The organism is Vibrio splendidus, from assembly GCF_001557875.1.
In the GTDB taxonomy this organism is placed as follows: Bacteria; Pseudomonadota; Gammaproteobacteria; order Enterobacterales; family Vibrionaceae; genus Vibrio; species Vibrio splendidus_F.
Genome location: NZ_LNRF01000019.1, coordinates 1 through 22,979, shown reverse-complemented (window position 1 = coordinate 22,979; position 22,979 = coordinate 1). Strand labels below are relative to the sequence as shown.

Annotated in this window: 14 protein-coding genes and 6 pseudogenes; 13 read left to right on the top strand and 7 right to left on the bottom strand. The window is 41.8% G+C overall.

The window, feature by feature from the left end; translation table 11 throughout:
- The coding region (locus ATB74_RS24040) for a transposase (RefSeq protein ID WP_179946907.1) at positions 1-343 on the bottom strand (343 nt) is incomplete at its 3' end.
- Positions 344-767: 424 nt separating this feature from the next.
- Between ATB74_RS24040 and ATB74_RS23165 the strand changes: the two genes are divergently transcribed.
- From ATB74_RS23165 to ATB74_RS24345, 4 genes and pseudogenes are all read left to right on the top strand, one after another.
- Positions 768-2,777 carry a hypothetical protein gene (locus ATB74_RS23165; protein ID WP_061019849.1) on the top strand — a complete coding sequence of 670 codons (2,010 nt, stop codon included), beginning with the start codon at positions 768-770 and terminating at the stop codon, positions 2,775-2,777.
- 144 nt (positions 2,778-2,921) lie between these two features.
- A pseudogene (gene tnpA, locus ATB74_RS23160) lies at positions 2,922-3,356 on the top strand (IS200/IS605 family transposase).
- A 775-nt stretch (positions 3,357-4,131) separates the two neighbouring features.
- Positions 4,132-4,943 (top strand): annotated as a pseudogene (locus ATB74_RS24350) (IS5 family transposase); the annotation flags it as partial.
- A 504-nt stretch (positions 4,944-5,447) separates the two neighbouring features.
- A complete protein-coding gene (locus ATB74_RS24345; RefSeq protein ID WP_061019848.1) occupies positions 5,448-7,679 on the top strand; it encodes a glycosyl hydrolase family 18 protein in 2,232 nt (743 codons plus the stop codon).
- A 450-nt stretch (positions 7,680-8,129) separates the two neighbouring features.
- Here the strand turns inward: ATB74_RS24345 and ATB74_RS23145 are convergent, their stop codons facing one another.
- Both ATB74_RS23145 and ATB74_RS23140 read right to left on the bottom strand, forming a co-directional pair.
- A complete protein-coding gene (locus ATB74_RS23145; protein WP_061019847.1) occupies positions 8,130-9,026 on the bottom strand; it encodes a DUF6236 family protein in 897 nt (298 codons plus the stop codon).
- 389 nt (positions 9,027-9,415) lie between these two features.
- Positions 9,416-10,156 (bottom strand): annotated as a pseudogene (locus ATB74_RS23140) (IS5 family transposase); the annotation flags it as partial.
- A gap of 164 nt (positions 10,157-10,320) precedes the next feature.
- Between ATB74_RS23140 and ATB74_RS23135 the strand changes: the two are divergent.
- The 7 genes from ATB74_RS23135 to ribB all read left to right on the top strand — a co-directional run bounded on the left by ATB74_RS23135 (position 10,321) and on the right by ribB (position 17,428).
- On the top strand, positions 10,321-11,754 hold the full coding sequence (locus ATB74_RS23135; protein WP_061019846.1) for an aldehyde dehydrogenase family protein: 1,434 nt from the start codon (positions 10,321-10,323) through the stop codon (positions 11,752-11,754).
- Between the two features lie 15 nt (positions 11,755-11,769).
- On the top strand, positions 11,770-12,687 hold the full coding sequence (locus tag ATB74_RS23130; protein ID WP_061019845.1) for an acyl transferase: 918 nt from the start codon (positions 11,770-11,772) through the stop codon (positions 12,685-12,687).
- 35 nt (positions 12,688-12,722) lie between these two features.
- A complete protein-coding gene (locus tag ATB74_RS23125; protein ID WP_017106196.1) occupies positions 12,723-13,790 on the top strand; it encodes an alkanal monooxygenase in 1,068 nt (355 codons plus the stop codon).
- A gap of 26 nt (positions 13,791-13,816) precedes the next feature.
- Entirely contained in the window at positions 13,817-14,791 is a 975-nt protein-coding gene (locus ATB74_RS23120; protein ID WP_061019844.1) for an alkanal monooxygenase, read from the top strand.
- Positions 14,792-14,875: 84 nt separating this feature from the next.
- A complete protein-coding gene (locus tag ATB74_RS23115; protein ID WP_061019843.1) occupies positions 14,876-16,009 on the top strand; it encodes a long-chain fatty acid--CoA ligase in 1,134 nt (377 codons plus the stop codon).
- A gap of 5 nt (positions 16,010-16,014) precedes the next feature.
- A complete protein-coding gene (gene fre, locus ATB74_RS23110) occupies positions 16,015-16,716 on the top strand; it encodes an NAD(P)H-flavin reductase (RefSeq protein ID WP_061019850.1) in 702 nt (233 codons plus the stop codon).
- A 22-nt stretch (positions 16,717-16,738) separates the two neighbouring features.
- Positions 16,739-17,428: a 3,4-dihydroxy-2-butanone-4-phosphate synthase gene (gene ribB / locus ATB74_RS23105; protein WP_061019842.1), complete on the top strand. Its 690-nt coding sequence runs from the start codon at positions 16,739-16,741 to the stop codon at positions 17,426-17,428.
- Here ribB and ATB74_RS23100 read toward each other — a convergent pair.
- The 3 genes and pseudogenes from ATB74_RS23100 to ATB74_RS24580 form a co-directional block, all read right to left on the bottom strand.
- Positions 17,403-18,562 (bottom strand): IS3 family transposase gene (locus ATB74_RS23100; RefSeq protein WP_155645166.1). Its coding sequence is split into 2 segments (ribosomal slippage): positions 17,403-18,304 and positions 18,304-18,562, totalling 1,161 coding nucleotides; the frame shifts between segments, so codons are not numbered across the junction. The genes ribB and ATB74_RS23100 overlap by 26 nt on opposite strands.
- A 68-nt stretch (positions 18,563-18,630) precedes the next feature.
- Positions 18,631-19,266: pseudogene (locus ATB74_RS24020) on the bottom strand (IS5 family transposase); the annotation flags it as partial.
- 458 nt (positions 19,267-19,724) lie between these two features.
- A pseudogene (locus tag ATB74_RS24580) lies at positions 19,725-20,482 on the bottom strand (IS5 family transposase); the annotation flags it as partial.
- A 12-nt stretch (positions 20,483-20,494) separates the two neighbouring features.
- Between ATB74_RS24580 and ATB74_RS24010 the strand changes: the two are divergent.
- Positions 20,495-21,134 (top strand): annotated as a pseudogene (locus ATB74_RS24010) (IS66 family transposase); the annotation flags it as partial.
- Positions 21,135-21,280: 146 nt separating this feature from the next.
- On the opposite strand, the gene ATB74_RS23085 reads toward ATB74_RS24010, so the two are convergent.
- Positions 21,281-22,198, bottom strand: a complete 918-nt coding sequence (locus tag ATB74_RS23085) for a helix-turn-helix domain-containing protein (protein WP_081090167.1) — start codon at positions 22,196-22,198, stop codon at positions 21,281-21,283.
- Positions 22,199-22,636: 438 nt separating this feature from the next.
- Here ATB74_RS23085 and ATB74_RS23080 point away from each other — a divergent pair.
- A partial coding sequence (locus tag ATB74_RS23080; protein WP_179946907.1) for a transposase occupies positions 22,637-22,979 on the top strand: 343 nt, incomplete at its 3' end.

Below are 22,979 nucleotides of genomic sequence, written 5' to 3'. Positions count from 1 at the left end.
GTATCGCTCCTCTCGTTTTAGTCTTAAATGAAACCTCAACTTGCTTGGCTCTACGACTGATGCAGGTGTAATGCGGACAACTTAACGGTACATGGGCTAACCTAAATATCGAGTCGATAAATCCTTGAAGCGCTCTCAATGGCATAGAAAAAACTCGTTTCACCATGAGTGCTGTCGTGATAGCTAAATCACTGAACCGACGCGGCCTCCCGCGCTTATTCTGTTTACTTTGCGCCCACCCGCTTATTGCTTCTTCATCAATCCAAAAGGTCAGAGAGCCACGGTTAATGAGTGATTGGTTGTATTGCTTCCAGTTGGTTGTTTTGTAACGAGGCTTAGGCATAGGGCTACGAGAGAGGGGGGAGGTAGCTGATCAGATCGTAGGTTCTTGATTTAGTTCCATTGAATTACGCAACAAAGCCTCTCCAAAGGTATCTCTCTACAGAATAAAATATAGCTCAAGCTCTTTAGTTAAACCGAGGTATATTTTACTGACTAATTTTATCGTTGTTTCTTGCTTTCTTGAGTGTGGTCTGAATAAGAATATTCCCTATACTATTGACAATTTTTTATCTGTCTGGATTGATGTTGTCTTGAATTGAACTCGTGAAGTTAAATCAAAAATCAAAAAACGAAAAACGAAAAACGAAAATAAGAATGAATATACCATTCATTAGGCATTTTGATTATCTATACTTGTCGCCTGCTCATTGATGGTTAAGTGCAACATCATTAATATTGAAGGGTTCGGCAAAAGGAGATATATAATGAAAGAAATACTTTTTTTGACACTATTCATAGTAAGTTTCTTTGCGGAAGCCACTACTTATAACCACTACGAGCATCATAGAATATGGCGTCAAAATATAGACCAGTGGGTGGACTGGGAGTCGCAAACTCAAGCACTTAGCGCTCTTGATGCCTTGAATGTGATAAAGCAAAAGTTTGGAGTGGTTTATTTGCCAGAAGAATTTTTTGTTAGTCTAAAAGCACATAATAACTTTGATCTTCTTATTGAAAACCTTACCTCTTTGAATCAATCAGTTATAAATGAAGCCGCAATAATATTTGTTGCTTCACAGGCTCCTAATTTGTCTTTTTACGAGCTTTCTCATGTTGTTGATATGCGGACTATCTTCTTAGATCGCCTGAAGGTGGAACTTGAGTTGGCTTCTCCTCCTTCTGAAGAAGAGTTGTATTTACACCGATACTATGCGGAAGACCCTTTGGATTTGGCAGTCTACTCCATAGCGCTAAATACGATGTTGGAAAATTATAGTCATATGGAGGTTATTAGAAGGCTTGCGAATAAAACCGGAAATCGACGCTCAGACGCTTTACGCCAATTTTTTATTTCCGGCTTTTCTAGGGGGAGAGGATTCAAGGATCGGTTAGAAGCTGCGCTTTTAGCTGAGTTAAAGGATGCTGAATCTATTTGGAAGCCACAATACGATTATTATTCTATTATGCAAAATGGTTTTCACCCTTATGCGAGAGTGGGCGCGTTAGCCCAAAGGATGTTAATACAAAAGTGGGCATCATTTAGTCAGTTTCAACGTAATTCACTACAAAGTTGGTACGCACAATTGAGCGACTTACCGAATAACAAGTTTGGTTTCTCGATAGTCGGAGAAGCAATTGTTAACCGTGCTCGCCAGTCTGAAAGGTTGCCACACCATAGCCGTTGGAATTTTGATAAAACCAAGTTGGTTGCTATCACGTTGGTTGCTTTGGTTGCGCCTGAAGCTTTAGGGATTTTTGCTCCTGAAATTGTAGGGGAGCTAGCTTTAGGGGAGGTGGCCCAAGGCGCCATTTTTTCGAGGGCAATGTTTGCAGGAGAAGAGACTGTGGATGCGGGTTATGTCAATGAAGCGCTCGAGCTTACATCTTCAGAAGCGACTGCTTTAGTACCAGTTTCACAATCATCGGCATTAGCAACAAGTTTGGTAAGTGATTTCGAAGCTGTAGTTGGTACGCAGATTGAATCTGGGCTTCATCATTATGTCGGAGAGGGAGCGATAGAGGGGGTTGATTATATTGCCAATATCATGGGAAGTTGGCATAGAGTTCGACGTTTTCCTTCGAGCAACGATTATGCACTGTACGAAGGTGTTGGTTCGTTAGGTGCTCATAAAGTTGTCAAAAATACATCAGGCTGGGCTATAGCAGAAGTAAATAATGTATTGAAAAACTGGACATCAGATGGGAACTATAGACATATCCTACTATTAGGAAAGGGGCAGCCGGAGTCTGTGTTTCGTCATTTTGGTGAGAGTTCGATAAATCGTTATAATATTCCTACGCAAAATCTTTCAAGTAGTAACGAATTGGTATTGGAATCATCACTACAGGAATTGTTTCCGGGAGCCTCTCCAAATCAACTTTCATCTTTAACATTTGAGCACCGTTTGGACATAGTCGCTCATGGTAACCCTTATGGTCCTATGTGTACAAATCAGAATGGATCATATGCGCCAGTGACACCTGTAGATCTCGCACGCAAGCTTTATGCTCTAGGGTTACGTCAAGTAGGTGTTCTTAAGGTTCAATCTTGTAATGTAGGAGGAGGATTCTATCTTTCTAAGCTTGAAACTGAACTAAAAAAAGTAGGTATAGATGTAGGCTTTATTTCAGCTCCTAAAGGATACTTAGCTCAATGGCCTTCTGTAAATATACCCAGAACTGTTTTTTCGCCTTTCCCAAGCTTCGGTAAAAATAGTTATGAAGTAATTCGTACAGGTTTGCATCAAGGTTTTCCTGGTACGCGTTACTATTAAGGTTGCGAAGATACAATACTTTTTATTTTCAGCCCTAAACCACCTACTTCAGTAGGTGGTTATCATTCAGTTAGGTTTTGCCTGTAGTTCTACCCATGTTAAATGCTCCCTTGATTTTTAGCGGAGTCAAAGAGGACAAATAACATGAGTAGATACAATCAAGCTTCCCACGTATTTTGGAGATGTCAATATCACATAGTGTGGACGCCAAAATACAGATTTAGGATCTTGAAGAACAATGTAGGCAAAGAAGTTTATCGGTGTATAAATGTTTACTGTAATCAACTTGGATGTGAAGTTGTTGAACTGAACGTCAAAGTTGACCACGTGCACTTAGTCGTAAAGGTTCCACCCAAGCTATCAATATCCAAGTTGATGGGCGTATTGAAAGGCAAAATAGCCTAAAAGCTCTTCAGTAAGTTTCCATATTTGAGGAAAAATAAGCTTTGGGGTAACCACTTTTGGCAAAGGGGCTATTTTGTCGATAGCGTAGGTATTAATGAAGAAAACATTCGACGTTATGTAAGGCATCAGGAGAAGAAAGAGCGCGTGGAACAGCAACAATTAGCGCTGGACTAAACAAAGGCCCCCTTTTAGGGGGCTCACACAAAGCCACCTTCTTTAGAAGTTAATAGCTTGTGTCATAAAATCTTAAGCTTCTTAGCGTATCACTACGGTGAGCGGGTCTGTGGTGCATTCAGTGAAACAACAGTGTTATCGGTCATGCGGTGTCCTTCCTGTTAATCGTTCTGAGGGGAACAGCATCAACAGATTCCACTGAAACGTCTTTTGTCTTCCCAAAGCCAGAAATCAGTACTGCTCTAGGGGCCCCCTAGATAGTTACCGTAGTCAGTATATAGTTTTTATTTGCTGCGCTTATTGATAGCATAAATAGTGGATAGTGTGTTTGATATTTTTTAGAGAACGTTTAGTAGTTCAATTCTACTCGTTTTTTTATCTTGCGTATAAGATCTATATACTAAGACTCCATTTTTTGTTTTAAAAGAAAGTTTCCCTACATGATGGTGAGTGCCAAAGCGCGTACCCCCTATCAAGTCCTGTAAGCATTTGGCTTTTAAAATTCGAATTTGGTGTTTAAAAATAAATAAATTAGCTGTAGACATTGAAATGGAGTATTGATGAAAGATGCGACCTATTATGCGGGAGTTTATTAATAATATAAACTTAACTGCATATGAGATTGTGAATGGTGTCGTATCTTCTTATTGGTTAGATGTCGGATGTTTGCTTTTAGTTGACTGATTTTTGCCCCTAAGTCGGCTTTGATGCGTAATTCTGTGGAGCTAAATCAAGAAACTACGAGCTGATAGGCTAAACCTATCAATAGTCGTAGCCTCATCCTCGGTATAAACAACTAGCAAAAAACAGTGTCACAAAGCTCTAATATACTGTGGCTATCTGATCTCTTGGTTTGATGAGTAAGCGATAGCCGAGTGGTGGCAAAGTAAGCATTGTAGATCTCGTCTATTCAGCAACTTAGCCATATCATTGAGAGAGCTGTACGGTTTTCTGGACTCAGTATTCAATTTGGCTTATCCCCGCTAGTTTTTCCGTACTACACTGTACGAGTCGTGAGCTAAGGGAGTTGAGGTTTCATTTAAAACTAAAACCAGAAATACGATATAGCACATAGCCATTGATGCTACTGGTCTCGAGGTTTATGGTGAAAGTGAAGAGAAGAGCAAGAAGCGTGGTACTGACGCGAAGCGGTTGGCGTAAGCTTTATATCATGGTATACACCAAAACCCACGAAATAGTCGCTGTAGAGCTGGGCTCATCCCACATAACCGTTACTGAAGTACTTACCGGCTTATTTAATCAGACATGTTGCAAAATCGTTGAGATGCCAGGTGATGGCGCTTATGACACAGGGAATCACCAAGGTGCGATACGGTTTATGTGAGATAAGCTGCTTCCCCCGCCACAAGAAGTAATAGTGTTCTGGGAATAATGGCTCCGCGTAACTTAGCGGTAGGTTGCCAGAAGCTCTACAGCTCCAACAAGACGTCAAAAAGGTATGGCTGTCATAAGCGATCTCTATCAGCGACAGTAATGTAACGAGTAAAACAGGTGCTAGATGGGAAGTTAAGCCTACGAAATTACAATACTCAGATAGGCGAGACTTACGCTATGCTCAAGGCGTGAACAACCAGGTATGCTGAAAGTCAATATGTTTTGAGAACTGATCAACTGTGGCTACCATGTCTTCTTACCGAATTAAGCAATAAAGCAACTTATCTCCAAAACTTCAACGGCTCTATCAATAAACATTTTGGTATTCCACTTTTTATCCCCAGGTGCGACCTTCCAGTAACCATTTTTTATTTTAAATATTAACTGAAAAAATACAACACTGTAGTGGTCTAATGATCCCGGACACCAAGACAACATAGGGTGAAGGCACTTACCTTTTAAAGATATAACTAAATGCCATTTTCATGATAATAGAATTAACAATAAAATCCCCATGTCAGTCAATATAGTGTTGGGTGACATAATCCAATACCAGAGTTATAAAGATAAAAAAGGTATATTTTTATTAAAAGCAGTAGTTAAGTACTAAGAATATTTAGTCTTGCTAGTTATCACTAGCTTTCAAAAATAAAGACAGATTATCACTCTATTTTTTAAATTTTATTAAGGAAAATAATGAACACCTCTAAAAAAATCATTAGCCTTGCTGTACTAATAGCATGTGGGTCAATGAATGTTGCTGTAGCTGGCAGCCCTAAGTGGACGGATGCAGAGAAAGTCTTCAATACGTATGAGCATGATGAATCTCTACTTCCAGTAGCTGGTTACCTATCAAACTGGGGCGTATATGAACGAGCTTTTAATATCAATGATATTAAAGGGAAATACGACAAGTTAGTGTACTCATTTATGGGTGTGTGTGGTTCTGGTATTGGAGACCCAACGGTTACGTCTTCAGTCGCCTCTGTAGAAAGAGTGTGTGCTGCCAGTAATTACCCCGATTATACAATCGTATTTACAGACCCTAACTCAGACTATCAGGCGGATTACGGCAGTGGTAATGGCCATTGGAACAACGAACTCTACGAAGACACTGGAAATGGTGCTGCAAGCTTTGAAAGTGGACAAAAATACGCTGGCGGCCTAATTGCTGTCTTACGAGACATGAAAAAAGATGACCCAAATTTGGAGCTTGCCTTTAGTGTTGGTGGGTGGTCACTGTCTGAGCCTTTCTCTCGCATGGCAAGTACTCCAGAATCTCGCAAGGTTTTCATCGATAGCGCAGTAAAATGGTTTACTCTGTACCCTATGTTTGACCAAATTGATATCGACTGGGAATACCCAGGTGGCGGCGGTGCAAGCGGTAACTCATGGTCTGAAAAAGATGGTGAGAACTATGCTCTTCTTATTAAAGAGCTTCGCAGTGCTTTAACAAAGGCGGGAATGCCAGAGAAGAAAATTGCCATTGCGGCGGGCGCTCCTGCGACCAAATTAGATGCATCAAACATTAAAGCTTTAATTGATAATGGCCTAGACTATGTTCATTTAATGACTTATGACTTTATGGGTGACTGGCAAGATAAGCTTGCGCATCATACCAATATGTCTGGTAAAGCGTTTGAAAACGATGATAGCTTCCACTCGGCTGAAAAGTCGATTGATTACATGATTGATGTACTTGGCATTCCATCAACAGCGATTCAAATTGGTTATGCTAACTACAGTCGTAATGCTGGTAACGTAGACTTACAAAGTGTTTCACCTTTAGTCGGGTCTTTTGCTCCTAATACATCAACAAACTACAGCTATGACGCTGGTGCATCAGAGCTTTTTGATTATGCCGATAAGCTTGTGAGCTTTAAAGAGACTGGCGCATCTGGACTACAAGGTTATGAAATTTACACAGATACCGATGCAAACGCAGATTTTCTTTTCAATAAGGAGACTAATCAGTTTTTAAGCATCGATACCCCTCGAAGTGTGTATGCGAAAGCTGCGTACGCTAAAAAGCGTAATCTTGGCGGTATTTTTAACTGGATGGTTGATCACGACCCTGGTTACCATACCAATGCAGCCCGTGAAGGTTTAGGCTACCGTGTCACAAACACTAAGCTAGATATGACAAACGTTATTAAAGCGTGTGGTTTTATTGATACAGACGAGACAGAGTTATCTGAAGCTGAATGTAACGCATTAACAGGAATGACTGCAGGTCCAGTTGACCCGGTAGACCCAGTAGACCCGGTAGACCCAGTAGACCCGGTAGACCCGGTAGACCCAGTAGACCCGGTAGACCCAGTAGACCCAGTAGACCCAGTAGACCCGGTAGACCCGGTAGACCCGGTAGACCCGGTAGACCCGGTAGACCCGGTAGACCCAGTAGACCCGGTAGACCCGGTAGACCCGGTAGACCCGGTAGACCCGGTAGACCCGGTAGACCCGGTAGACCCAGTAGACCCGGTAGACCCGGTAGACCCAGTTGTTCCGCCAAGTAGCCCTCAATATGATGCAGGTACAACGTATAATGTCGGGGATCTTGTTAGTAATGCGGGAAGTGTTTACCAATGTAAAGTCTCAGGTTGGTGTTCATCGCCTTCTGAATTTTATTACGAACCAGGGGCAGGTCTAGCGTGGACCTCTGCATGGGACTTAGTTGATTCGGTAGATCCAGTAGACCCGGTAGACCCGGTAGACCCGGTATATCCAGTAGACCCGGTATATCCAGTAGACCCGCCAAGTAGCCCTCAATATGTTGCAGGTACAACGTATAATGTCGGGGATCTTGTTAGTAATGCGGGAAGTGCTTACCAATGTAAAGTTTCAGGTTGGTGTTCATCGTCTTCTGCGTTTTACTACGAACCAGGAGCTGGTCTAGCGTGGACCTCTGCATGGGACTTAGTTGATTAGGTTCACCCAGCTAACTAATAGCGCATTCTAAACAATATAACCTAAAATTCTCCGCCTTCTTAGAAGGCGGTTTTACATTCCCCCTTAAAAGGGGCCATGGTAAACGTAAACAATGTTTATATTAATTTTACAGCACGTGGTTAACTAAGAACCAATCCCACCTCACCCTTGGTAATTTTTTGTAAATGGGGGCACTTTTAACGATTTTTGAGTGAAAAATTTGTCATAAAAATCGACCAAGACTATGAAATGAAAAGCTAGAACACATCCTGATGATGTGCAACATAGTCTGAAGCAACGAAAGTGAAATAGCTTATTGGGTTCCAAACACGCTTTTGGACAAAGCCTTCTTAGAGTAATCAAGTAAAATAGAAAAACTCGGATAACTTTTGCTATCGGAAAGTCGCTCAGTGAGGTGTCCAGTTCTGCTGGTTCAGATCACTACAAGCCTTAAATCGTGATTATTCCAACTTCTGATGCTTTAGACAGGTACATTAATGGGTTGTTGGTGGGCTCTTTCAATGCTTGGCTTCTTGACACAGAAACTTCTAAACCAGACACAAATCCAGCAAGAGCACCAACCGCAGTTGCCATAGTAAAAGAATAACCTGTGAACATATCGATTCCAAAAGCTGGTAATGCTGCCCCCTCGAGGTTAGCTAAACCTGTTGTTTGAGTTAGGTCTTTCCTAGAAAGTTTGTATTGAACGTCAATATCAAACTTATTGAAAATACGGAATCTTTCCTTTGATACTTGGTCAAGGTTATTGATCGAGTTTTGAAATCTAGCTATTGCTTGTTTGCCCTCAAGAGTTTGATCGGGTGCAGATAACACTTCTTTATACATTTCATTTATGCAGTTATGTAAATCACCTAGCTCGTCACTTCGGTAATCTTTGAATTCAAGTATCTCGTTAATATTCACCGAACGATCAGGAACAGGAAGCACGTTAGTCAAGCCAAAACGAATATGGTCGTTTTGCTCGGGCAACTCAGGAGGTAAGTAGAACTGATTACAATCAGATTGATGAATAAGCCAATCAACATTAAGACCTTTGTTGAACATTTTAGCTAGTTCAGCTTGCTCTAATAGCATTGCATCAGCAATATCTTGGCTAGAGTATCGTCCATTGCCAAAGCTCAATTTAGGTCTCAGAACTTTTCCTGTAGCGACGAGGTCTTCTTGGTCGGGAATACCGAAAGATATGAGGTTGTTGTCGGGAACAATCATCTTGTCCCAGTACAACATATAGTACCTAACCATCTCAGGAGTTAGTTTCGAACTGAATGACAAACCTGTCATGTTGTACTGAATGTTCATCGGTAACGCAATAACACCTCTTTCCATCATATTCCCCATAACCATATAGATAAAAGGACATTGTAACCCCTAAGCAATTAGTTGCAAAAGCTGCCTGAGCCTACATATTAAAATTTGCGCTCGGCTAAAGCATTTGTGCTTAAGTTTATCAATAATCGAGATCAAAAAGAGGCGGATCTGATCTAGTGGTACTTTGAGAGAAAAGTGCCACGAGTAAAACTTTAGACCTATGAAGCCTCTGGACAGAAGCTTGTTAGGAATCTTGCTAAGTTAGCACAATCTTAATTAGTTGAGGTAACACGAAGTCGCTTACACTCATGCACAAACCTGGTGACAAGAACCCCTCATAGTGGCTTTGTTTCCTAATTCGAGATCAGGTATAAACTCGCCTAATATGGAGAATTGTTAGGCGATTACTATCGTTTAGGCATACCTAGAACAGTGAGCTTGTTTAACGCTTTGATCATGGCGTAAGTTTCGCCAACTTGAGCGTTGTAATTTCTTAAACTTAATGTCCCTCCGAGCAGTTTCTTCACACGGAACATCGCCGTTTCTGAGAGTGAGCGTTTATGATAGCCACCCCTCATTTTTCAATACTTATTGGAACCGTATAGCTTCTGACAACCGACCGCTAGATTGCGAGGATGGCTGCGTTCCCGAAAGGCAGCTCCTCCCCTCGGGGGGATTAGTGGGACTGCTCGTTTGATATGAATAGCTTCATAGCACGACCTTGTTTCGTAAGCTCCATCGCCAGATATCTCATTGATTCTTTGGCTAGTCTGTTTGAGTAAGTTAGGTAGCACCTCACCGTCGCTCACATTCGATAGACTTAACTCAGCAGCAATGATTTCGTGTATGTCTGTATCGACCGCTAAATGTAGCTTTCGCCAGACTCGCCGCTTCCCGTCAGTGCCATGCTTTTTTACTTTCCACTCACCTTCAGCCCAGTCGCATCAATGGCTAAATGCTGGATTACTCCTTTAGTCTTATTCTTGAACGAAGACGTTGACCGTTTTTGCTCGCTTGCTAATGTATGAATAATGAGGGTATAAGAATGGCAGTTGAGCAAGCTTGAAAACAGAATTCATGAATCCTTGCAGACCTCTCAACGGCATTGAAAATACCCGTTTGATCATAAAAGCCGTCGTAATCACTATGATTAATAATATTTATAGGGTGGATTGTCTATAATGATAACTAATTATTGTGAGTGGGAATGTTTTGATATGATTAACGCTTTTTAATATAAGTGGCATTTCCGCTTCCAAATAAATTAATTAACAGGTAGGCTTTTTCTAGATAAAGAGGAGTTACCTTTAATATGGAAAAGCATTTACCCTTGATTATAAATGGTCTTATATGCTCTACGGGGCGAGGAAGTCATGAGATTACTTTTGAAGAAAATAAAGTTAAAATAGATTCTTTCAATGTTGAGCATATTTCTCAGATGCTTAATCAGGAGGTTCTGATAGATTTAGATATAAATAATATAATCAATTTTGTTTATACAGTGGGACAGCGCTGGAAGAATGAAGAATATTCTAGAAGAAGAACGTACATTAGAAACCTAATTACCTACTTAGGTTATTCACCACAAATGGCAAAATTAGAGGCCAATTGGATCGCAATGATTTTATGCTCTAAAAGTGCCCTATATGACATTGTGAATACTGAGCTTGGGTCAACCCATATTCAAGATGAGTGGTTACCTCAAGGTGAGTGTTATGTAAGAGCATTCCCTAAAGGGCGAGTCATGCACTTACTCGCAGGTAATGTTCCCCTTTCCGGTGTGACATCGATATTGCGTGGCATTCTGACTAAAAATCAATGCATCGTACGAATGTCGGCTTCCGATCCATTTACTGCGCATGCATTGGCAATGAGTTTTATAGACGTCAATCCGGACCACCCAATTTCTAAGTCGATCTCTGTACTGTATTGGCCACATAAAGCTGATACGACAATTGCGGAAGAGCTAATTAGTCATATGGATGCGGTTGTTGCTTGGGGAGGGCATGATGCTATTGATTGGGCGGTTAAGCATTCGCCTTCACATATTGATGTTTTGAAGTTCGGCCCTAAAAAAAGTTTTACTATTTTAGATGAACCGACCAACTTAGATGAAGCGGCTTCCGGCGCCGCTCATGATATTTGCTTTTATGACCAGAATGCTTGTTTCTCTACCCAGAATATATACTTTTGTGGAGACAACTATGAAGCTTTTAAGGATAAGTTGGTAGAAAAATTATGTCTTTATGAAAATATTCTCCCGAAGTCTAGGCAAAGTTTTGATGAAGAAGCTTTGTTTTCATTTACTCGATTGGAATGTCAATTCTCAGGTCTCAACATTATATCGGAACCAAATAATAAGTGGATGATTATAGAATCAGACGCTGGTGTCGAATACAACCACCCTTTAAGTCGTTGTGTTTATATCCATAAAATAAATAAGGTGGAAGATGTTGTTGATTATATCGACAAGCATAAAACTCAAACGATTTCTTTTTATCCTTGGAGTTCTTCAACTAAATACCGAGATATCTTTGCTCAAAAAGGCGTTGAGCGAATAGTTGAATCCGGCATGAATAATATATTTAGAGCGGGTGGTGCACATGATGCGATGCGACCACTACAACGCTTAGTTCGATTTGTCTCTCACGAAAGACCATATAGTTTTACCACCAAGGATGTCTCTGTAGAAATAGAACAAACTCGATTTCTTGAAGAAGATAAGTTCTTGGTTTTTGTCCCTTAAATAAGGAAGTTTATAATGAAAAGTCAATGTAAGACTATTTCTCACGTGCTAAGCGTGAATAATGGTCAGAATATTCACATCTGGGAAACACCTCCGAATAAAAGTGCTCCCTCTAAAAACAATACCATTCTCATTGCTTCTGGGTTCGCTCGGAGAATGGATCACTTTGCTGGTCTCGCAGAATACTTGTCTGAAAATGGGTTCCATGTATTTCGTTATGACTCGCTCCATCACGTCGGTTTGAGCTCAGGCACTATCGATGAATTTACGATGACCACTGGAAAAAACAGTTTATGCACGGTTTATCACTGGCTACAACAAAAGGGCATCTCGAACATCGGGCTCATTGCGGCAAGTTTGTCGGCTCGTGTGGCTTATGAGGTTGTTGCTGAACTTGAATTATCTTTCCTCATTACTGCTGTTGGTGTCGTAAATCTGCGTGACACGCTGGAAAAAGCACTTGGGTTTGATTATCTCAGTTTACCGATCGATGAGTTGCCAAACGACCTTGACTTCGAAGGGCACAAGCTTGGTTCTGAAGTGTTTGTTCGAGACTGTTTTGAGCATCATTGGGATACTTTGGAATCTACGCTTGCCAAGGTCTCTAATACCTCTGTTCCATTAATTGCATTTACCGCCAACAACGATGATTGGGTAGAGCAAGATGAAGTCTACGGAATGCTCGGACAAATCAGCAGCGGCAATTGCAAACTGTACTCCTTGCTTGGGAGCTCTCACGACTTGGGTGAGAATTTAGTTGTCTTACGTAACTTTTATCAATCTGTGACGAAAGCAGCGATCACAATGGATGACGGCAGTCTCGAAATCAATGTTGATTTTGTCGAGCCCGATTTTGAGCAGCTCACCATCGCGACGGTCAATGAGCGTCGTCTAAAAGCAGAAATCGAAAGCCGCATGCTAGAAATGGCTTAATGCTTACCTGCAACACCAATAAATAAGGAAACGTTATGAAATTTGGAAATTTCCTTCTCACTTATCAACCACCTGAGTTAGATCAGGCACAAGTGATGAAGCGATTGGTTAACCTTGGCAAAGCCTCTGAAAGTTGTGGCTTCGATACCGTTTGGTTATTAGAGCATCACTTTACTGAGTTCGGTTTACTGGGTAACCCATATGTGGCCGCTGCGAACTTACTTGGTGCGACAGAAAACCTTAATGTTGGTACCGCTGCGATTGTGTTACCAACGGCGCACCCTGTCCGACAAGCTGAAGATGTTAACTTGCTTGATCAAATGTCGAAAGGGCGATTCCGCTTTGGTATTTGTCGCGGGTTGTATGATAAGGACTTCCGAGTGTTTGGGACTGATATGGATAACAGCCGTGCACTGATGGATTGTTGGTATGACTTGATGAAAGAAGGCTTTGAAGAAGGTTACATGGCCGCAGATAACGAGCATATTAAATTTCCTAGAGTACAGTTGAACCCTGCAGCACACACCAAAGGCGGCGCACCTGTTTATGTGGTTGCCGAATCAGCGTCCACAACGGAATGGGCCGCACAGCGTGGCCTGCCAATGATCTTAAGTTGGATCATCAATACACATGAAAAGAAAGCTCAGCTCGATCTTTACAATGAAATCGCGGCGGAACATGGCTACGACGTCACCCAAATTGACCACTGCCTATCTTACATTACTTCAGTCGACCATGACTCTGAGAGAGCTAAAGAAGTTTGCCGAAACTTCCTTGCCCATTGGTACGACTCTTACGTGAATGCCACCACTATTTTTGATGATTCTAACCAGATCAAAGGCTATGACTTTAACAAAGGCCAATGGCGTGACTTTGTTTTGAAAGGTCATAAGGACACCAATCGTCGCATTGATTACAGCTACGAAATCAATCCAGTGGGCACGCCTGAAGAGTGTATCGCGATCATCCAGCAGGATATCGATGCAACAGGTATCAACAATATTTGCTGTGGTTTTGAAGCTAACGGTTCAGAAGAAGAAATCATCGCATCCATGACGCTGTTTCAATCTGATGTGATGCCATATCTCAAAGAGAAACAATAATAATTATTTTCGATAAGGAAAGGGACATGAAATTTGGATTATTCTTCCTCAATTTTTTGAACTCAAAACAATCTTCAGACCAAGTCATTGAAGATATGTTAGATACTGCTCATTACGCTGACCAACTGAGTTTTGATACCGTCGCTGTGTATGAAAACCATTTCTCGAATCAAGGCACAGTAGGTGCGCCATTGACGGTAGCGGGCTTTTTACTTGGTATGACTCAAAATCTCAAAGTTGCTTCTTTGAATCATGTTATTACCACCCATCATCCGGTTCGCGTTGCTGAAGAAGCTTGCCTGCTTGACCAGATGAGTGAAGGGCGCTTTGTTTTTGGTTTTAGTGATTGTGAAAAAAGTACGGATATGCGCTTCTTTAATCGTCCGACTAATGCGCAATTTCAGGTATTTGATGCATGTTATGAAATTATCAATGACGCTTTTTCAACGGGTTACTGCCACCCTGATAACGACTTTTTCAGTTTTCCAAAGATTTCTGTAAATCCACATGCTTATACCGAAGGTGGTCCCGCTCAGTTTGTGAATGCTACCAGTAAAGAAGTGGTCGAATGGGCAGCGAAGCGAGCTCTTGCTCTTGTGTTTAAGTGGGATGACTCCAATGCGCAGCGCCAAGAATACGCGATGCTCTACAACGATGTTGCTAACGAGCACGGTGTAGATATAGCGAAAGTGCACCATAAGCTGACTCTTTTAGTCAACCAGAATCTTGATGGCGACCAAGCAAGAGCAGAAACGCATGAGTACTTAGCAGAGTATGTTCGCGAGTCTTACCCAAATAGTGACTTCTCTACAAAAATGTCCGAATTGTTGTCTGAAAATGCCATTGGTACTTATGAAGAAAGTACTCAAGCAGCACGTATCGCAATCGAGTGCTGTGGTGCTTCTGATGTTTTGATGTCATTTGAGTCGATTGCAGATAAGGCTCAACAGAGAGCTGTGATCGATATCGTGAATGTCAACATTATGAAATACCACTCTTAAGACTACATGAACGCATAAAGGGGCATATTTCTGTCCCTTTCTCCATCTCTATGCGCAATCGCGCTTATTTATATAGGCATTTATATGGACGTACTTTCAGCGGTCAAGCAGGAAAATATCGCGGCAAGCACAGAAATCGATGACTTGATTTTTATGGGCACACCACACCAGTGGCCTTTGCAACAACAGAAGCAATTGACTTCCCGTCTCGTTAAAGAGGCGTATCGGTATCATTACCAGAATAACGAGGATTATCGTCATTTCTGCCAAACATTAGGTGTGAAAGAGGACGTATCCGACCTCAACGATATCCCCGTTTTTCCAACTTCAATCTTCAAACTAAGAACGTTACTGACAGTCGAAGACGCTGACGTTGAAAATCGATTCACAAGCAGCGGCACTAGTGGAATAAAAAGCATAGTTGCTAGAGACCGACTGAGCATCGAGCGCCTGCTTGGTTCTGTCAATTTCGGCATGAACTATGTCGGTGATTGGTTTGATCATCAAATGGAGTTGGTCAATTTAGGCCCGGACCGCTTTAACGCCAATAACATTTGGTTCAAATATGTGATGAGCTTGGTCGAGCTGCTTTATCCAACAGCTTTTACCGTGAACGAAGATGAAATCGATTTTGAAGCAACGTTAAAAAACATGGAGAGGATTAAGAAAAAGGGTAAAACCATTTGTCTTATTGGCCCTCCTTATTTCATCTACCTGCTTTGTCATTTCATGCGTAAACAAGGGCGAGAGTTCAATGGTGGCAGCGATCTTTACATAATTACGGGTGGAGGCTGGAAGAAGCATCAAGACCAATCTCTCGATCGAGAGGCTTTCAATCAACTTCTGCTTGAAACATTTGACTTAGACAGTTCCCAACAGATCCGAGATACCTTCAACCAAGTGGAGTTGAATACTTGCTTTTTCGAAGATAAAGAACATAAAAAAAGAGTACCACCATGGGTGTTTGCGAGAGCCTTGGATCCCATCACTCTTAAACCTTTGCCAAATGGGGAGCCGGGGCTAATGAGCTATATGGATGCGTCGGCGGTGAGTTATCCCTGTTTCTTGGTCACCGATGATATTGGCATCGTGAGAGAGGAAGATGGGGAAAGACCTGGGACAACGGTCGAGATCGTTAGACGGGTAAATACGAGAGGGCTAAAAGGGTGCGCACTGAGTTTGTCTCAAGCGATTACGACTAAGAATGTGAAGAGGTGAATGTGATGTTATGTACGGTAGAAAAAATAGAACCACTTACCAGCTTTATATCCCGTGTAGTATTGAGACCAGATCAACCATTTGATTTTAGAGCAGGGCAATACATCAATCTCAGATTAAATTGTGGCGGAGTTCCGCTTTCCATTGCTTCTTGCCCTACTGAAGGTGAGTTTTTAGAGCTTCATATTGGTGGCTCAGAGCTGCGTAATAAAAATACCCTTGTTATGGAAGAGCTGACCAACGCTTGGCTCAGTGGCCAAAAAATTGAAGTGAGTGAACCGAGAGGTGACGCTTGGCTCCGAAGTAAGAGCGCAAAATCTCTATTACTCATAGCCGGTGGTACTGGTATGTCATATGCGATGAGTATTTTGAGAAACAGTTTACAACATGGGTTTACACAACCGATTTACGTCTATTGGGGGGCAAAAGATATGAATAACTTGTACGTGCATGATGAGTTGGTTGATATTGCCTTGAAAAACAGAAATGTTCGTTACGTACCTATTACGGAGGTCCCAAGCTCCCCCCAATATGCGAAGCGTGGGCAGGTTCTAGAGTGTGTGATGAATGATTTCGGGAACTTATCTGAATTCGATATCTATTTATGTGGCCCTGGCAAAATGGTTGAGTCCGCTCGGACAGAATTTTGTAAAGGGAAAGGTGTAGAGCTAGATCAACTTTATTCCGATGCATTCGCTTATTTATAACAACTTTCAAGGAGATGAAATCATGGAGTCTACGTCACTTTTAGAAGAGTTTGGTAATCCTCTGCAAAGAGTCGAACGGGCTATTGAGGCGCTTAAACATGGCAATGGTATCTTATTGATGGATGATGAGAACCGCGAAAATGAAGGTGACTTGATCTTTTCTGCTCAATACCTGACAGAGCAACAAATGGCGCTGATGATCAGAGAGTGCAGTGGAATCGTATGTTTGTGCTTAACTCAAGAGCGAGCGAACTGGTTGGAATTGCCTCCTATGGTGGAAGATAACCGAAGTAAAAACCAAACGGCTTTTACGGTGTCAATCGAAGCTAAAGAGGGGGTTACAACAGGAGTATCAGCAAAAGACCGTGTGACAACAGTAAAAACAGCGATCCATTTTGGTGCTCAACCGGAAGATCTTGCGAGACCGGGCCACGTTTTTCCTTTGGTTGCTAAAAGCAATGGCGTACTGGCCCGTCGAGGTCATACAGAAGGGACTGTTGACTTAATGCAGCTCGCTAACCTTGTCCCATCTGGTGTGCTTTGCGAGCTTACCAACTCAGATGGTACTATGGCAAAATTGCCTGAAACCATTGTGTTTGCGAAACTTCACAAAATGCCCGTTCTGACGATAGAAGACATTGTTGAGTATCGAAATACATCGTGCGACAAAAAGAATATTGTAGTGGTCAATAGATTCCGGACACTGACTTAAGCCGATTTTCGGCATTTACTGGCGACAGCCCATCATTTGCTTGATGAGGCCGTTGCCGATTATAGTAACTCATCAGGTAATGACTGATGTCTTTCTTAGCTTGAGCTTGTGTCAGGTAACCTGTTGCTGGTATCCACTCGGTTTTCAAGCTTCTAAATAGCCGCTCCATGAGAGCGTTGTCCCAATAATTACCACGACGACTCATGCTTTGAGTTATACGATATCGCCAAAGTCTTTGGCGATATTTACGGCTGCTATATTGGCAGCCTTGATCTGAATGGAACATCACGTTCTTTGGACATCCTCGTTGCTCCCAGGCCATCTCCAAAGCTTTAGATATTAATTCAGTATCGGGCTTATCGGATAAAGACCACCCCACAACGCGTCGGCTAAATAGGTCAAGCACTACCGCTAAATAGCTCCACTTCGAGTCTGACCAAATATAAGTAATATCGCCACACCAAACACGATTCTGAGTACTGACAGAAAACTCACGCTTCAGTAGATTTGGAATATCTGGCCTTTCTACTTTTGCATGTCTATATCGATGCGAACCTGGCTGTTTACTCATTAACTCAGCTTCACGCATTATCTGGCAAACCTTGAATCGTCCGGCTTTTATGCCTTCTTCGCTCAGCATCGAGACAAGAGTACGACTGCCAGCAGAGCCTCGACTCATGTTGAAGAGTTCTTTAATTTGGCTAGCTAGACGAATGCGACTGGCATCCGGCTTGCGTTGCTTAAACTCGTAGTAACAAGACGAAGCTACGTTGAACAGTTCGCAAAGCATTTTGACCGATTCATGCTCCCTCGACTTGTCTATTAACGAGAATGTTCGAGTTCGTCCGACATTAAGAGAGCGGTGGCCTTTTTTAATATGGATTTTTCTCGTTCTAGCCGGTTAATCCGGGCTTCTAACTCTTGGATTTTCTTTTGCTCAGGCGTGAGGGCTTTGGCCGTTGGAGTCATCCCACCTCGCTCAACTTTGAGTTGGTCGACCCATCGCCGTAAAGCCGTTTCACCTACGCCCATAGAGTTAGCTGCTTCAGGTATGGAGTACCCTTGATCAAGAACCAAACTTGCAGCATCTAGTTTGAACTCAGTAGAAAATATACGTCGTTGTCGTTTTGTCATTAAACACCTTATTTATGGTGGAGACTTTACCACCTAATTTGGTGTCCGAGATCATTAGACCACTACAGATGGGCCTTAAAATCATCAGATTTTTTAAGCTCCAGCCTCTTTTGTTCGTGATTGAACATGAGGGATATAGTTTAAAGTTACCAGTTCATCATGCAACCACTGATCTGTATAACCTCAGTGGATCTTGTAAAGGTGGTCGATAGCACTCTAATGCTTCTAAAGTTTGAAGTGCCAATTTGATATCGTGAACGTTGGCATCATCGCTGACTACAGTAAGTGGCAATCCATTCGCATCCGTCAACAAACTGCGTTTTATGCCTTGTTTCGCTCTACCTGTTAGGTTCTTTCCAGTTTTTTGAGCCAGTTAAAGGCGCTTTAGTTTGGTAGCCATCCATTGATATAGAACGCCAATTATGCCCTTCGTAAATCAGGCCGTTTGCCGAAATAGCTCAAATACAACCGCATCTCGCCACTCTTAAAAACGACGATGCGCAGAGCTAAACGTACAAATATGCGTTGCGCTAAGCGTATTCCACTGACAACCTGTTCTGAGAATAAAAAGAATTCCATTAATCGCATCACAGTTATTGACTCGTTTTCGATGTGTACCGAGAGGATGGTTAGTCTTATGGGCAGGCAATAGTGGTTCTATTTTTTCAGTGGACATCGGAGATTTGATACTGTGTTGAACTCATTTGCAGTGTATTCAATAGATGTTGATTTAACTCAGACAACACCTATTGATATAGGTTCTAGACAAGATTGCCCACAGTGGCATTACCATATCTCAATCTGAAACTCATGGGCACTTCTAAAAAAACTATCTCCCCCAATCCCAATCGTCTTGAGTCACTGATGGTTACACTATTTAGCTAATTATGAAATGGAAAATAGAAAAATAGATGATCTGTAATTGCACTAATAAAAAAATCATACGAATTCATCGAAACCTCAAAGATAAGATTTTTGGAATAAAAGAAAAGTATAAATGCACAAACTGTCTTATGGTATTCAAGGTCAAAGGAAAATAAAAAGTACAACCAGAGTCATCTGTTTCAGCGAATACTATTAATTTTTAACTAAAATCTATAGTAGGTAGCGGAGTTGTGAATCAGATCAGTTTGGAGAGCCGAGACACATCTACGATTATCCGTTAGCTTCTAATGGGCATACCTAGTATCGTGACTTTATGTATATCTTTGACATTTAACATGATTTTGCCAAGTAAGCGTTGGTACATCCCTAAGTTCAGTACCGCTTCAGTCCCTTATATCGCGACATTGCAGTCTCAGATATTGAGCGAGATTCTAGCTAGATTGGGCTTTCCATTTCGCTATTGTTCCATTTTCACAGCGGTTACTGCTTCGTTTCTGGGATGGCCATCTTTCCAAAGTACCGCACTCTTTCAAGGCGGCTTCAGGGGGCGGGGGGGATTACTACCTTTCATTTTAAGAATCTCGCAGCAACTTTGGTGTAATATGCACCATCGGCTGATACGGCAATAACCGTTCTACGTAGTAGGTTGAACAAGGTCGGTACCATTTCACTAGCGCCAACGTCGACAAGGCTAATTTCCACACTAATAGATGCGTGAGTATCCACATCAATAGCTTCGCCTAATTTACACCGTGTTCCACGTTTTTCTACAACATGCTTATTCACTTTTTACTCACCCTCTTCTAAAGACTTTGACGCTAGTCGAGTCAACGGCAATATGATGAATAACGCTCAAGGTTTACTGCGATATTTGACCTGACGTGTCCTTGAGCGTTTTACTGAAATAGGTGTGCTCGGAAGACATCAGCTAAACATCCAATAGCTCAAAGTCAGAGTCGACAAAGCCTTGAAGTGCAAGTAATGGGCGAGAAAAAATCCCCTTAATCATCAGGCAGCTTCAATCGCTGTATCTGAGTCGCGCTGTAAAGCATTATCCATAAGCGCTTCGTGACAGAAAGCTTGCTGGCCAACATCATTCTTGGCAAATACCAATACGCGATGCCACTTTATCGATAGGAGTCATTGCTTACCCAATCAGGTATCGAACTATCACGTGCTACCATGGCAAGGCGGATCATCCAAGTCCGTGAGAAGTTAACACTGTTTTGCGCGGCTTTGAAAGCGCACCTACTTGAGCAAGTGGTGGTTTAGGCGGATGAAACACATCTCAATGGACACAAAGGAAATAAGCAGTGCTACATATGGCTATACTGTTCGGGCAAGGGCTCACCAGATTCTACGCTACCGAATGTTAAGAACATCTACTTGTACGACGACCAGAATCGTCGCGCGAGGGCTTGCCTTGTTGCCTTCTTGAGGAGCTATCGTGGCTATCTCCAAACCGATGGCTATAGTGCTTATGATGGACTTAGCAAGTGACCAATGTCAGCTGCTTGGCTCACGCTCGACGTTCGGGCAAAGGTAAGTGAGGAAAAGCGATAAAATATACACTCAGGCAATGGCCGAAGCTTATTCGCTATATCGATGATGGACACTGCCTATCGATAATAATTGTGCTGAACGTGTTATTAAACCACTGGTCATTGGTCGAAAAAATTGGCTGTTCCTGAGATACTATCGAAAGACAAGATAGGTTCAAAACTCTTCAACAAATTGCCATACTTGACGAGAAATAAGCTTTGGGGGATAAGGAGGCCCATTTCAAGTAAGCTTAGACAAAGCCGTCTTTTTAATAAGGTGGTAATTTACTTACTACTCTGATGTTTCCAATAAACGCTGAATGTATTCGCTTGTGAAAGGAAGGAGAGTTCTTATTGTGGGTATTGAAAGAATACTTTCGATTTTGATTCTAATTTGTACGTATTGGTATTGCTTTCCGAAAACTTGGACTCCCCCGAAAGGAATTTCATTTCCTTTTGATAGGTATTCACATTCACAATTAGACTCAAAGATTATGTAAGCTTCTTGGTCATGACAATTGAGTATTAGGTGTTTAATTTGAGTATTCTGGCAAGCTATATCTAATATCATTAAACAGCTGACCATTCTAGGTGCAGGTAAAGAGGCAAAGGTAGAGATTATATACATATCCACATCTTGTTTTGGGCTTTTTTCAGAATCAATGAACGTGCACTTAGATAAGTCGTTTAGATCAACCGACGGAGCTTGTTGGTTCAAAGGCACAAAACCATAAAGTAAATGCCCGACTAATGAACCTGATGAGTCAAAAAACGAATTTAGAACCAAGTTATTTCGTTGTAGAACTTCAGCGTTGAAAGTTGTACCCATATAATCTCGGTGAAATGTACTTAGCTGTTTACACAAACGATGTTGTTCAACCAACGAACCATGATAGTAATGAAAAATTCTATTGGGAGTTGTTGAGTATGGGTATAGAATTCTGTTCGTCATTTTTTGAAAATGACGTTTATTCTTTTCTTTGGTTTTTATTCCGGGGTCGATGATCTGCATTACGTCTTCACCCATAATTCGGGCCACGAGCAATTGCTTAGAAAACTTAGGAGAGGTTACACCACGTTCCCAGCGGCTGAAGGTCGTAAGATCAAGCTTAGAAAAGTCTGCTTCAGATTCACTAAGTAAGTCAACCATCTCTTGTTGTGTCAGGCCTCGCTCTGTTCTTATTAATTCCAAAAATTGTGCGAACATCATAGGATTTTCCACCATTTATTGTTTTATGATAAAATACTTGTTGCTTTGTTTATCTTTGATATTCCTAGTTTATTTAGTTTTGTTGCATCGTGCAAAGTAAAAATAGAATAGACTCGTTTTGAGTGCTTTTAACCAATGCGTCATGTCTCACCTCCCCATAAACTAAAGAGAGCTCTATCATCCCTTTGGACATAGAGTGAGTTTCCCCACATGTACATTGTTGACCTAATCATCATCCTAGCAGCTGTTTACTCATTATATCTCGATTTCTAAAAGTAGCTTTGTTGCGTAATTCAATGGTACTAAATCAAGAACCTACGATCTGATCAGCTATGTTCACTACCTTTCGTAGCCCCATGGGCTTTGTTGCGTAATTCAATGGAACTAAATCAAGAACCTACGATCTGATCAGCTACCTCCCCCCTCTCTCGTAGCCCTATGCCTAAGCCTCGTTACAAAACAACCAACTGGAAGCAATACAACCAATCACTCATTAACCGTGGCTCTCTGACCTTTTGGATTGATGAAGAAGCAATAAGCGGGTGGGCGCAAAGTAAACAGAATAAGCGCGGGAGGCCGCGTCGGTTCAGTGATTTAGCTATCACGACAGCACTCATGGTGAAACGAGTTTTTTCTATGCCATTGAGAGCGCTTCAAGGATTTATCGACTCGATATTTAGGTTAGCCCATGTACCGTTAAGTTGTCCGCATTACACCTGCATCAGTCGTAGAGCCAAGCAAGTTGAGGTTTCATTTAAGACTAAAACGAGAGGAGCGATAC